General features: G+C 32.3%; 11 protein-coding genes. 6 read left to right on the plus strand and 5 right to left on the minus strand.

The features are described 5' to 3' along the window. The first annotated feature begins 164 nt into the window (after nt 1-164). Together APS56_RS02315 and APS56_RS02320 are read left to right on the plus strand one after the other, a co-directional pair. On the plus strand, nt 165-1,283 hold the full coding sequence (locus APS56_RS02315; RefSeq protein WP_054724409.1) for a hypothetical protein: 1,119 nt from the start codon (nt 165-167) through the stop codon (nt 1,281-1,283). A 154-nt stretch (nt 1,284-1,437) separates the two neighbouring features. Beyond that, the gene (locus tag APS56_RS02320; RefSeq protein ID WP_054724412.1) at nt 1,438-3,606 is read left to right on the plus strand and encodes an endonuclease MutS2; all 2,169 of its coding nucleotides are present in this window, start codon (nt 1,438-1,440) and stop codon (nt 3,604-3,606) included. Between the two features lie 73 nt (nt 3,607-3,679). Here APS56_RS02320 and APS56_RS02325 read toward each other — a convergent pair whose 3' ends face one another. Beyond that, a complete protein-coding gene (locus APS56_RS02325) occupies nt 3,680-3,883 on the minus strand; it encodes a hypothetical protein (RefSeq protein WP_054724413.1) in 204 nt (67 codons plus the stop codon). A gap of 98 nt (nt 3,884-3,981) precedes the next feature. Here APS56_RS02325 and APS56_RS02330 point away from each other — a divergent pair, with 98 nt between their 5' ends. Continuing rightward, nucleotides 3,982-4,395, plus strand: coding sequence for a thiol-disulfide oxidoreductase DCC family protein (locus APS56_RS02330; protein ID WP_054724415.1), 414 nt, complete (start codon nt 3,982-3,984; stop codon nt 4,393-4,395). Between the two features lie 63 nt (nt 4,396-4,458). Here the strand turns inward: APS56_RS02330 and APS56_RS02335 are convergent, their stop codons facing one another. The 3 genes from APS56_RS02335 to aroC all read right to left on the minus strand — a co-directional run bounded on the left by APS56_RS02335 (nt 4,459) and on the right by aroC (nt 8,129). Continuing rightward, nucleotides 4,459-5,277 (minus strand): sulfurtransferase, encoded by an 819-nt coding sequence (locus APS56_RS02335; protein ID WP_054724417.1) that lies wholly within the window; start codon nt 5,275-5,277, stop codon nt 4,459-4,461. Between the two features lie 22 nt (nt 5,278-5,299). Further along, entirely contained in the window at nt 5,300-6,742 is a 1,443-nt protein-coding gene (locus tag APS56_RS02340; RefSeq protein ID WP_054731077.1) for a dicarboxylate/amino acid:cation symporter, read from the minus strand. 325 nt (nt 6,743-7,067) lie between these two features. Continuing rightward, nucleotides 7,068-8,129 (minus strand): chorismate synthase, encoded by a 1,062-nt coding sequence (gene aroC, locus APS56_RS02345; RefSeq protein ID WP_054724419.1) that lies wholly within the window; start codon nt 8,127-8,129, stop codon nt 7,068-7,070. 181 nt (nt 8,130-8,310) lie between these two features. Here aroC and APS56_RS02350 point away from each other — a divergent pair, with 181 nt between their 5' ends. The 3 genes from APS56_RS02350 to APS56_RS02360 all read left to right on the plus strand — a co-directional run bounded on the left by APS56_RS02350 (nt 8,311) and on the right by APS56_RS02360 (nt 10,493). Continuing rightward, nucleotides 8,311-9,156: a UDP-2,3-diacylglucosamine diphosphatase gene (locus APS56_RS02350; RefSeq protein ID WP_054724421.1), complete on the plus strand. Its 846-nt coding sequence runs from the start codon at nt 8,311-8,313 to the stop codon at nt 9,154-9,156. Nucleotides 9,157-9,698: 542 nt separating this feature from the next. Beyond that, nucleotides 9,699-10,154 (plus strand): GNAT family N-acetyltransferase, encoded by a 456-nt coding sequence (locus APS56_RS02355; protein WP_054724422.1) that lies wholly within the window; start codon nt 9,699-9,701, stop codon nt 10,152-10,154. Nucleotides 10,155-10,166: 12 nt separating this feature from the next. Continuing rightward, nucleotides 10,167-10,493 (plus strand): DMT family transporter, encoded by a 327-nt coding sequence (locus tag APS56_RS02360; protein WP_054724424.1) that lies wholly within the window; start codon nt 10,167-10,169, stop codon nt 10,491-10,493. A 4-nt stretch (nt 10,494-10,497) separates the two neighbouring features. On the opposite strand, the gene APS56_RS02365 is transcribed toward APS56_RS02360, so the two are convergent. Continuing rightward, nucleotides 10,498-13,413, minus strand: coding sequence for an FAD-binding and (Fe-S)-binding domain-containing protein (locus APS56_RS02365; RefSeq protein WP_054731079.1), 2,916 nt, complete (start codon nt 13,411-13,413; stop codon nt 10,498-10,500). Nucleotides 13,414-13,416: the final 3 nt, after the last annotated feature.

Genomic DNA, 13,416 nt, shown 5'->3' on the forward strand with positions numbered 1-13,416 from the left:
TTGAATTGAATGATTTAAAATCTAATTGAAAAAATATCTACCACATCTATAACAGTGTTTTTATTTAAATCCTATACTTCAATAAGCATCCCCTATACGTGCAATTTTATTTTTTGGCACGCTGTTTGTAATTACGTAATTATAACACATTAAAATTTACAATTATGAAAAAATATATATTCTTATTAGCTGGTATTCTCCTAACAGGAATTACGGTTAATGCCGAAACAAACGATACTGAACACATAATTAATGACAACAGAGGATATGGCAATTCATTTATTTTTGTTGAAGGAGGAATAGAATTTTCTGTATTTAGAGATGGTCATTTCGATTTTAATATATTAGGCAGTAACTCGCATTTAAATGTATCTATTGGTTCGCCTCATGTAAATATTAGTTTTAACTCTGGCTATGATTATAACGGCTACATACAATATGATGAGTATGGCGCTATCATTCAAATAGAAAATACACCTATTTATTATGATTGTTATGGGCGCATTAGCCGAGCTGGATCTGTAAATATTTATTACAATAGTCATGGACATGTATCACGTGTAGGTGGATTATACGTACATTACAACAGATATAATACCTTTTCACACTATACAGGTTATATAAATGTACATAACAGATATTATGTTTACAGACCATGGCACACCTATTATAGAATTCCATCATATAATTACCGCGTTGTGTACAACAGACCATACAGACAGCACTATAAACCTATCAGATATACCTATACAAGACCTTTTTATAACAATAGAAGACCATCAACATCTGTTGCTACCAGACGTGGAACAACCATTATTAGAAACAGGAGTTACGCCACTGTACATAGACATAATAATACTTCTAACATAAGATATTCGAAATCAAACATCAATCGCAACTCGCAAAAAAGCAACAATTACGTTATAAACTCACAACGTACAAACCGAGATAATAATAGAAACATTAAAAACAATCGTTATGAAAGCACACGCAATTATAGAAGTAGTAGCACACAGCCTAAAACAACTACAAGACACATTATACAATCTAACAATAACAAAACCGTTACCAGAACAACAAGTACAAGTCATACCCGTTCGAACCAATCGAGTACACAAAGAAAAACTTCAATAGTCCAAAAACCAAACACGAGTAATACTCGTACATATACTAAAAGCAAAACAATTACTAAAAACACACCACAAGTAGTATCAAGATCAACACAAAGCAGAAGTCATTCTGGGAATAACAATATAAGCACTTCAACAAATAGAAGACGCTAACAATTTTGGTTGGTTAGTTGGAAAGCCCCGCGACAAGTTTGCCTCAAAGCAACGTCGTGGGGTTTTCTTTTTTATATTCGTTTCTATTTCTAAACATCAAGCAAGGTCAGTTTTTCATTAGATTGTTTAACTTTGCATTCTCATAAATTTAAGAATGATACACATTCACGAAAAAACATTACAAGATTTAGAATTTTTCACAGTTTTACAACAAGTTAGCGAGCATTGTATTACACCTTTAGGAAACGAAAAAACTCTAAAAATTTCGCCTTATAAAACTAAAGAGGACTTACTAAATGCCTTACTATTAACCAGTGAGTACCTATCATCTTTTTACAATGACAACCGCATACCTAATCATGGGTTTGATGCGATAAGCAAAGAATTAAACCTTTTACGTATTGAGAACACTTATTTGGATATTCACGGTTTTAAAAAAATTGTAGCACTTTCATTGACAACCAATGAAATAGTTGTGTTTATCCAAAAATTCAAAGAGTATTATCCCACACTTAACACATTTGCTTCACATATTGAAGTTACTAAGGTTATTATTGAAAAAGTAGATGCCAATATTGACCGCTTTGGTGATATAAAAGACAATGCGTCTGAGTTATTATTTGATTTACGGCAATCTATAAATAGCATCAAAGGAAAAATAAATCAAAGTTTTGCAACCGCACTTCACACATATCACAATTTAGACTATTTAGATGACATTCGAGAATCAGTGGTAGAGAACAAACGTGTTTTAGCCGTTAAAGCCATGTACCGACGCAAAGTTAAAGGTGCTATTATGGGTGGAAGTAAAACGGGCAGCATTGTTTATATAGAGCCTGAAACTACGCTTCAACACACACGTGAACTTAATAATTTAGAATATGAAGAACAAGAAGAAATTGTTAGAATTCTTAAAGAAATAACTAATTATATTCGTCCGTTTTCAGGATTATTAAAAGATTCTCAAGATTTTTTAATTAACATAGATCTTATTTCCGCAAAAGCGAAATACGCCAAATCCATGAATGCCATTCTTCCTGAAATTTCAGAAGATAAAAGCATGTTTTTACGAGATGCCTATCACCCACTCCTCTACTTAAACAATTTAAAGAAAAAAACAACAACCTTTCCTCAAACTATAGAATTAAAACAAGATAGTCGTATAATTGTTATTTCTGGCCCCAATGCTGGTGGAAAGAGTATTACTTTAAAAACGGTTGGATTATTGCAAGTCATGTTACAAAGTGGCTTATTAATTCCTGTACACGAACGCAGCAAGGTTTGTTTGTTTGATAGGGTTTTAAGTGATATCGGTGACAATCAATCTATAGAAAATCACCTAAGCACCTATAGCTACCGTTTAAAACAGATGAATTATTTCTTAAAAAAATGCAATAAAAACACACTGTTTTTGATTGATGAATTTGGCACAGGAAGTGACCCTGAATTAGGTGGTGCATTGGCAGAGACTTTCTTAGAAGAATTTTATCATCGAGAAGCTTTTGGAATCATAACCACCCATTATTCCAACTTAAAAATCTTAGCCAATGAAATGCCACACATGCTTAATGCCAATATGCTTTTTGATGAACGTACTTTAGAGCCCCTTTTTAAACTTGTAATTGGTCAAGCTGGTAGCAGTTTTACTTTTGAAGTTGCACAAAAAAATGGCATACCTTATAGTTTAATAAACCGTGCTAAAAAGAAAATTGAACGCAGTAAAGTACGTTTTGATGCTACAATAGCAAAACTTCAAAAAGAACGTTCTAAACTTGAAAAAACAGGACAATCATTAAAGCTTAACGAAAAGAAAAAGATTGAAGAAGCTGATAAACTCGAAGAAATTAATGCACGGATTCAGAAGAAATTAGAAAGTTATCAAGAATTATATGATAGTAATCAACGCCTCATATATTTAGGTCAAAAAATAAATGATCTAGCTGAAAAATATTTTAACAATAAGCAAAAAAAAGAATTGATGGGTGAACTCTTCAAGGTTGTTCAAATTGAAAATTCAAAACGCAAAAGAGTTTCAGTAAAAGAAAAAAAGTTAGTAAAAGCTAAAGAAACTAAAGTAAAGCAAGAAGTAGAAAAGAAAGTTGAGCTTATTCGAAAAAAGAAAAAAGAAGCCAAAAAACAAGCTGTTAAACCCCCAAAACCAAAACCCATTTTAAAAGTTGGAGATAGGGTTAGAATGGAAGATGGTAGAGCTATAGGAAGCATTGATAAAATTGAAAAGAACAAAGCCGTGGTAAACTATGGTATTTTTACGACTAATGTCAGTATGGATCAATTGGAATTGGTAGAGGCTATAAAGAAATAGTAACCAACACCAAGAAGTTGTTGGACCTACAACTTTAGGTGCCAGTTGCTAAACTATATTTTATCAATAAATACTATTTAAATCTTCCAAAGATAGTTGCAGATATGGTTTCGAATCCGATGCTGACACCACCCCTAAAACCAAAGTTTGTAATAGTAGATTCTGTAAGAACCTCTTCATATCGGCTATACAAATTGGTTTCCAAGCCATTATTGCCAGCGGCGTATTTTAACGAGGCTATTACTTCGGCATTGGTAGCATTTGCCGTAGTTTCCATTCTAAACATTATAATTCTGCCGTAACTAAGATAAAGAAACCAATCTTAATCAGTATTTAAATAGCTTATAAAGTATTATTTTTGTACAACCCTAAGTAATGACAACACTACCAAAACATAAAAAACTCATTCTATTTGACGGTATTTGCAACCTTTGCAATAGCTCAGTACTATACGTAATAAAACATGACAAAAAAAACGTTTTTATGTTTACCGCTTTACAAAGTACTACGGGGCAATGTATTATCAAAGAACATAATATAGATACCACAAAAATAGACTCCATACTACTTTACACACCAAAAAATGGAATCGTTTATAAATCTACTGCAGCACTAAAAATTGCAATTCATTTAAACTTTCCTATAAATTTAATGAGTGTATTTTTAATCATCCCGCCTTTTATTAGAAATTGGGTTTATGACTATATAGCCAAAAACCGATATAAATGGTATGGGAAGAAAGCATCTTGTTGGGTTCCTACTCCTGAATTGAAGCGTAAATTTTTATAGGTTATGTCATTGACAAACCACTAAAGTACGCCAAATACAGCACTCCATATTAGGTCATAATACTTATTCATCAACTAGACTCCCCCATTCTGTCCAAGAACCATCATAAACTGCAATGTTTTTATATCCTGAAATTGTGGCTCCTAAAGCTAAAATACAAGCTGTAATTCCTGAACCACATGAAAAAATAATAGGATCTTCTTTTTGAGCTAAATTATTAAATATTGATTGTAGTACAACGGTATCTTTAAGTTCATTACCCTCCATCAAATCTTTAAAAGGTAGATTTACTGAATTTGGAATAGTTCCTCTTCGGAGTCCTTCACGTGGTTCATCAACTAAAGAAAAAAATCGTTCTTTTGAACGTGCATCAATTATTTTATGTGTTTTATTTTTTGTAACATCCTTAACATCTTCAAAAAACTTCATTAATTCCGGCTGAATATTAGCAATAAAATCTCCAGAATAGACTTTTGTTATTTTTGACTTCTCTATTGGATACTTTGCTTTTTGCCATGCAGGAAACCCTCCATTTAAAACTGCTACATTACTATGCCCCATCGCCTTAAAGAGCCACCAAACTCGCGCACTTGAATAAATACCTCTATCGTCATAAACTACTATGGCACTATTTTTATTTATGCCCAATTTTCTGGCTTCTTTTTGAAATAGTTCAACAGAAGGAAATGCACTTGGAAAGGCATTTGCAATATCACTAAATTTCTTTTTTATATCAAAAAAACGTGTATTTAATATTTGATTTTTAGAAGAGTCAAAAAAATTATTTATAGTACCATCAAGTATAATAAGGTTTTCCGCATCTAAATGTTCACAAAGCCATTCTATGGATACAATAGGTGATTCTATAGAAATAACAGCCATAATTAATCTGGTTTATTTAGAATTAAGAATCTAAATCAAAAGTTTCAGTCGGATCATGGTCATTGTAATTTATCATGTTTTCACTATTTGCTATTATTGAGCAAACTGTTGCATCACCTGTAACGTTTACAACTGTTCTAAACATATCTAAAATTCTGTCTACAGGAAAAATAATAGCAATCCAAGCAGGGTTTAATCCCACAGAATCCAATACAACAATTAACATAACTAAACCAGCACTTGGCACTGCTGCAGAACCAATAGAAGCCAATGTAGTGGTAATTACTACTGTTAATTGCTGTCCTATACTCAAATCAATCATATGCATTTGTGCTAAAAATATAACTGCTACTGCTTGATATAAACTCGTACCATCCATATTAACCGTTGCACCAATAGGTAACACAAAACTACTTATCTTTTTATCTACACCTAAATTTTGTTCTACACACTCCATCGTTACGGGTAATGTGGCTGCACTACTTGAAGTTGAAAAAGCTAAAGTTTGAGCAGGTCCCATGGCTTTAAAAAAGCCTAAGTAAGGAATTTTTTTCACAAACATCTTTAAAACACTTGGGTAGACTACAAATATCATAAGTAATAAGCCTAATAAAACGGTTAAAGAATACCAACTTAAGCCTTTAAAAATTTCCACTACTTTCCCAATATCATTACCTGCCATTTTGCTTACAACACCCGCTAATAAAGTAAACACAAAAAATGGAGCTGCCTGCATCACCAAATCTACCATTTTCAAAAATACTTCGTTAATACCATCAACTAAGACCAAAACGGGTTCAGATTTTTCATCTGGTATGAATAACAGACATACACCAAAAAATAAGGCAAAGAATATAATCTGTAGCATCAATCCGTTATTGGAAAGCGAATAAAAAAAGTTATCTGGCACAATATCTACAAGGGGCTGTAATGGCGATATACTTTTTTGAGTTTTGGCTTTTTCTATTTTATCAGTAAATGACGCTTCTTTTAATTCAGACTTTGAAAGTTTAGAAATTTCTTGAGCACGCTCAAAAAAATCAGGATTTTGTAAATAATTTATTCCATCTTTAATTTCATGACCTTCAGCTGCTGCCCAAATTTCATAGCTTATTCTATTATCAATTCTACTTTGTTCATCAATTAATTTACCTGGTTTAACAAGGTTTACCAACCCTAAACCTAATGAAATAGCTAAAACAGTAGTTATTAAATAAATACCTAAAGTTTTTCCTCCCATTCGTCCTAAACTTGCTGGGTCTCCAATATTAGCTACACCTCCAATTATTGAAAAAAGCACTAATGGTACCGCTATTAATTTCAATAAATTGATAAAAATAGTGCCAAATGGATCTATCCAATTAATAGTGAATTCACTCCAACCTAATGAGCTTGAAAGTAAAGCCCAAATGATACCGAGTACCATACCTATCAATATTTTCCAATGTAATGCCAGTTTCTTCATAAAATGCTTTTGAATTGTATCTTTTAAGGACCCCAAGATAAGAATTTTATAATTTTATGAATTGTATATGCAATCCAAAATAGATAAAAATAGCTGCAGTTTATTTTCCATTTACTAAAAAACATAGGTTTAAAATAGCAAATAATAAAACTTGTAATCCTAACCTTAGTTATAGTGAAATCTTTTTTTTTAAATGTAGTTATTTGTGTAAAAGTTATACAATTACCTCTAACCATACAGCGAGACTACCAAAAAAAATTTAATGAAATAAAGCAAAAATGCTTCTACTTTGCTTAGAATACACTATTACATATGGTTATAAGTTTTAACCATACAATTTATTAATCAAGAAAAAATCTGCAATAACCAATGCAGCCATAGCTTCTACAATAGGAACAGCACGCGGTACTACACAAGGATCATGACGCCCTTTACCATGCATTTGCACTACTTTCCCTTCTTTATCAATTGTTTCATATTCCTGTATTAAGGTAGCAACAGGTTTAAAAGCAACATTAAAATAAATATCCATCCCGTTACTTATACCACCTTGAATACCACCAGAATAATTAGTTTTTGTAGAGCCATCAGTGTTAAATGCATCATTATGATCTGAACCATACATGGTACTTCCATGAAATCCACTACCGTATTCAAAACCTTTAACAGCATTTATTGAAAGCATGGCTTTACCTAATTCGGCATGTAACTTATCAAATACAGGTTCCCCCAATCCCACAGGTACATTTTTTATTACACAACTTACAATACCTCCAACAGTATCTCCTTTACTGCGCACTTCTTTAATATAAGTCTCCATGTTTGCCGCCATGTCTTGATCTGGGCAACGTACAATATTAGACTCTATTTTAGTGAGATCTAATTCGTTATAAGCTTTATGCAATTTCATGGTACCAACACCTGAAACATAGGCTATAATTTCAATTCCTCTCAACATTTGCTTCGCTATGGCACCTGCTACAACACGACAAGCAGTCTCACGTGCTGAACTACGGCCTCCACCACGATAATCTCTTACACCATACTTTTTATCATATGTATAATCAGCATGACTAGGTCGATAGCTATCTTTTATATGACTGTAATCATGAGATTTTTGATTGGTATTTTCAATTACAAAACCAATAGAAGTTCCTGTAGTAACCCCCTCAAAAATACCCGAATGAAACTTTACGGTATCAGGCTCTTTTCGTTGGGTAACTATAGCAGACTGTCCTGGTTTTCGTCTATCTAACTCTTCCTGAATAGCGTCTAAATCTAACGTAATCCCAGATGGACACCCATCAATCACACCGCCTAAAGCAGGTCCGTGAGATTCACCATATGTAGTAAGTGTAAACAGTTTTCCAAAGGAATTTCCAGCCATAAATTTAATTTTTGGCTAAAATAAACTATAGACATGAATTTCACTAATTTGAATTAACAAAATAGCACGTAATCCTAATGTATCAGTTAACTTTTTAGTAACAATCCCCTTATAATTATTTAATTGATTGATAACCTTTGAATTATATATATGTCTGTAATTTGTAACAAATCCATTCCTTTTGATTAAACGAAAATTAGAAATAGCCGTAATATCTGATGTTCATTTAGGAACTTACGGTTGTCATGCAAAACAACTCCTAACCTATTTGAATAGTATTGATACTAAAAAACTAATTCTAAATGGTGATATTATTGATATTTGGCAATTTAGAAAACATTATTTTCCAAAACCACATTTACGAATTATAAAAAAACTTATAGACATGGCCACTGAAGGTGTGGAGATTATCTACATTACCGGAAACCATGATGAAATGTTACGTAAATTCAGTGGCCTGACTATTGGAAAAATATCTATTGTTGATAAATTGGTTTTAGAATTAGACGGTAAAAGCGCTTGGTTTTTTCATGGGGATGTTTTTGATATTTCCATAAAAAATGCCAAATGGTTAGCTAAACTTGGAGGGTATGGTTACAACTTTTTAATATTTTTAAATCATTATACAAATTGGTGCTTAGAACGCTTAGGAAAAGAACGTTACTCGCTTTCAAAAAAAGTAAAAAATGGAGTAAAAGGAGCAGTTAAATACATTAATGATTATGAAAAAGTAATATCAGACTTAGCTATTGAAAACGGTTATGACTATGTAGTATGCGGACATATACACCAGCCAAAACAGGCCTACATGGAAAACAAAAATGGTAAAACCATGTACTTAAATTCTGGAGATTGGGTTGAAAATTTTACAGCATTAGAGTACCAATTTAAACGCTGGAAAGTTTACTACTATGACAAAGACAAACTTCTACCTTTTTATGCTGATGAAGACCTTAAAAACATGGATATGAAAGACTTAATTGCTGCTATTACCATTTTTGAGCCTCACAAAAAGAAAACCCCTTAAAATATTTAAACGCAAGAGTATTTATAATAATACCGCATATCTACATCTATCATCAATTAAACACAATGGCAACAATCTAATTGATATCCAATTGAATTTTTAGATATCATTGATATTCACCATTAGTTCCAACGCAGACCAATTCAAAGGGAAGCCTGTAAATCATAGGTATTAGAACCTATTAAGAATATTCAAGTTGTTAGAAAAGACAATAAAATCACACTTACTTAAAATCATAAATCTACAAATAATACCGCCATTTTTTTATGTAATTAATAAGATAAATAAAATGGTCAATTTGCATGATATAATCCAGTTACGCAACTACGCTTTAGTGATAACGGAACCAGCAAGATCCTCCTTACTGCTAAAGCCTTTAATAAAAAAGGCATGCCATTAAAATTAAGTGAAGAAAATTTCTATTTTAATATGCAACGTTTTATTAAACCATAATATAAAACAGAATTAGTACTTTTGATTAACTATTTCAAAACAAAAAAACATTTTACTATTTATAAAATAAGTGTTCAATAATATAAAAAATGACCTTTAGAAAAGCAAACAAAAACGACTTAGCCTCAATAATTGAGTTATTTGCTGATGACGCCTTAGGGAAAACCAGAGAGCAATTTAAAACCCCGCTACCGGAATCATATATAAAAGCATTTGAAATAATCAATGCCGACAAAAATCAAGAATTAATGGTTGTAGAAAATAATGTTTCTGAAGTTATTGCAACATTTCAACTAACTTTCATACAATATATGAATTATTGTGGTGGTTTAAGAGCTCAAGTAGAATCTGTACAGGTTAGAAAAGACCAAAGAGGACTTGGCGTTGGAAAAAAAATATTTGAGTGGGCTATAAGTAGGTCAAAAGAAAAAAAAGCTCATATTTTACAACTAACAAGTGACAAAAAACGCCCAAAAGCCATTGAATTCTATAAAAAACTTGGGTTTATTGACTCTCACGAAGGCATGAAATTACATTTAAAATAATTGGTACTTAACATGAATTGGTTTTTACTCATTATTGCAGGTTTATTTGAAGTTGCTTTTGCAGCCTGCTTAGGCAAAGTAAAAGAATCTACAGGAACTGAAACCACCTTTTGGTTCATTGGTTTTTTAATCTGTTTAACTATCAGTATGTATTTGTTAGTAAAAGTAACCCAAGAATTACCCATTGGAACAGCTTATGCTGTTTGGACCGGTATTGGCGCTGTAGGAACTGTTTTGGTTGGAATACTTGTTTTTAAAGAACCTGCCACATTTTGGCGATTATTTTTTATAACAACACTTATAATATCTATTGTAGGGTTAAAATTTGTATCTAACTAAAAAATTAAATCAATGCATCTCTTAAAATACTAATAGGATGTTTTGCCTCACGACGGGTACCATCCTTAATTTGATGCCTACAACTAATTCCATTGGCTGAAATTATAACATCTTCAGAAGCTTTTCTAATTGCAGGGAATAAGGTCTGCTCTCCTATTTGCATACTAACCTCATAGTGTTCTTTTTCATATCCAAAACTTCCAGCCATACCGCAACAACCACTTGGAATTATAGTCACTTGATAGTTTTTAGGCAAATTCAATACGGAAAAACTTGAAAGCTGATTACTCAATGCCTTTTGATGGCAATGCCCATGAAATTTAATGGTTTTTACTTCCTTAGTAAATTGTTCAGGTTTTATATGCCCTAATTCTATTTCATTTTGAATAAATTCTTCTATTAAAAAAGTGTTTTGAGCAATTGCTTTGGCAGAAATTTTATCATCTGCCAACTTTATATATTCATCTTTAAAGCTTAAAATTGCAGAGGGTTCTATTCCAACTAAAGGTGTTGCCTCTGAAATCACATCTTTAAAAATAGCCACATTTTTATTAGCTAAGTTTTTAGCTTTTTGAAGCAATCCTTTTGATAAAAAAGCACGACCAGATTCCGCATTTTTCACCACTTTTATTTCGTAATTTAAGGCTGTTAATAGCTCAACTGCATCCACACCAATCTGAGTGTCTAAATGATTTGTAAATTCATCATTAAACAGATAAATAGTTTTAATCACAATTGATTTAACTAACTTATTTCCAATATATTGAATGCTATTATATAAACTTTTATTTGAAACCAAAGGCAAACTTCTTTCTTTAGCTATTCTAAACGATTTTTTTAAAATTGAAGCTGTAACCGTATTAGAAAGTATAAAGTTTGAAAGTCCTGTGAAATGGCTTCCAAATTGATTTAACTGATTGTTATAAGCGAATAATTTTGTACGTAATGATACGCCATTTTCTTTCTGATATTGGTATAAAAACTCTGCTTTTAAATGCGCTACATTTACACTACTTGGGCATTCACTTGAACAAGCTTTACAATTTAAGCACAAATCAAAAACATCTTTAAGTTCTTGATGATTAAATCTGTTAGGCTTATCAGAATGCGTTAAAAATTCACGCAGTGCATTGGCACGAGCTCTAGTGGTATCTTTTTCATTTCTTGTCGCTCTATAACTTGGACACATAGTCCCTCCAAACTCTGGCAATTTTCTGCAATCTCCAGAACCGTTACATTTTTCAGCCTCTCGAAGAATCCCTAAAGATGATGAAAAATCCATCAAAGTCTCTACCTTTGGTTCTTTTCTATCAACTTCATACCGCAATGATGCATCCATTGAAAAAGCGTCTACAATCTTACCTTGGTTAAAAATATTGTCCGCATCAAAAACTTTTTTTATCCTTTTTAGAATATTGTAGTTCGATGTACCTATTAGCATTTCAATAAACTCTGCACGAACTATACCATCGCCATGCTCACCACTCATAGAGCCTCTATATTTCTTAACCAAGTGCGCTACATCAGTGGTTATTTTACGAAATAGCACAATATCATCAGCCTTTTTCAAATTTAAAATGGGGCGTAAGTGCAATTCACCTGCTCCAGCATGAGCATAATACACTGCTTCTTGATCATAGCCTTTCATTAACTGTGTAAATTCCGAAATATAATTTGCCAAATCTGGAAGCGCTACAGCCGTATCTTCAATACACGCCGCTGATTTTTTATCACCAACAATATTACCTAATAACCCCAATCCAGCCTTACGTAGTTCCATAGCTTTATTAATCTCTTCTCCAATCAACACTGGAATGGCATAACTTAACTTTGAGTCATTAATGCTTTTAAGCAGTATTTCTGCTTGTGCCTTCGCATCTTCTTTTGTGTTTGCTCGAACCTCACACATTAATATAGCTTTGGGATCTCCAATAATACACGTCCTGTTTTCTTGTTGAGTTTTATTGTGTTTCGTACAATCCAAAATGGTTTTATCCATCATTTCACAGGTAAACAAATTATGTTGCATTGAAAGCTCTACAGCCGACAAACAAGATGCTATACTCTCAAAATGTGGCATGACCATCACACTCTCATTGGGTGGCAATTTATCCAATCTTAAAGTGATTTGTGTTGTAAATGCCAACGTACCTTCACTCCCAGAAAGCAGTTTGCACATATTAAAAGTTTCAGTAGAATCTGTGAACACTTCTGATTTAATCAATTCGTCAATAGCATAGCCCGTATTTCTTCTGTGAATTTCTGGCTTTGGAAACCCCTCCATAATTTGATTCTGAACGTCTTTTGAAATAAATTCCGAATAAATAGTTTTATAAATATACCCTTCTAAAGAGTTGTCATTTATTTTTTGTAGAAATGATTCTTTCGATAATTCACCGAAAACAACCTCACTACCATCACTTAAAATAGTATGTAACTCCAACACTTTATCACGTGTTACTCCATATTTAATAGAAGTTGTTCCTGATGAATTATTACCAACCATCCCCCCTATCATACACCGGTTTGAAGTGGAAGTATTGGGTCCAAAAAAAAGCCCATAAGGTTTTAAATAATTATTTAAAGCATCTCGAACCACCCCCGGCTGAACAGTAATGGTTTGATTTTTTATATCAAGATTTAAAATTTCTGTAAAATATTTTGAAACATCAACAACAATACCTTTTCCAACACATTGTCCTGCCAATGAAGTACCTGCTGTTCTTGGAATTAATGTAATTTTATATTGTTTGGCAAATTGAATTAATGTTTTAATATCCTCTTTATCCTTGGGGTAAGCAACTGCTAAAGGTATCATTCTATACACTGACGCATCCGTAGCGTATAATGATTTCATTAAATCATCAAAATATAATTCACCCGAAAGATTTGATTTTAAGACATCTAAATGTTTTTCCAAGAT

The organism is Pseudalgibacter alginicilyticus, assembly GCF_001310225.1.
In the GTDB taxonomy this organism is placed as follows: domain Bacteria; phylum Bacteroidota; class Bacteroidia; order Flavobacteriales; family Flavobacteriaceae; genus Pseudalgibacter; species Pseudalgibacter alginicilyticus.

Bases quoted from the DNA above. Each gene is read 5' to 3' on its own strand.
- APS56_RS02355 (WP_054724422.1), top strand. From the start codon at position 9,699: ATGACCTTTAGAAAAGCAAACAAAAACGACTTAGCCTCAATAATTGAG.
- APS56_RS02360 (WP_054724424.1), top strand. From the start codon at position 10,167: ATGAATTGGTTTTTACTCATTATTGCAGGTTTATTTGAAGTTGCTTTT.
- aroC (WP_054724419.1), bottom strand. From the start codon at position 8,129: ATGGCTGGAAATTCCTTTGGAAAACTGTTTACACTTACTACATATGGT.
- APS56_RS02340 (WP_054731077.1), bottom strand. From the start codon at position 6,742: ATGAAGAAACTGGCATTACATTGGAAAATATTGATAGGTATGGTACTC.
- APS56_RS02320 (WP_054724412.1), top strand. From the start codon at position 1,438: ATGATACACATTCACGAAAAAACATTACAAGATTTAGAATTTTTCACA.
- APS56_RS02325 (WP_054724413.1), bottom strand. From the start codon at position 3,883: ATGGAAACTACGGCAAATGCTACCAATGCCGAAGTAATAGCCTCGTTA.
- APS56_RS02330 (WP_054724415.1), top strand. From the start codon at position 3,982: ATGACAACACTACCAAAACATAAAAAACTCATTCTATTTGACGGTATT.
- APS56_RS02335 (WP_054724417.1), bottom strand. From the start codon at position 5,277: ATGGCTGTTATTTCTATAGAATCACCTATTGTATCCATAGAATGGCTT.
- APS56_RS02315 (WP_054724409.1), top strand. From the start codon at position 165: ATGAAAAAATATATATTCTTATTAGCTGGTATTCTCCTAACAGGAATT.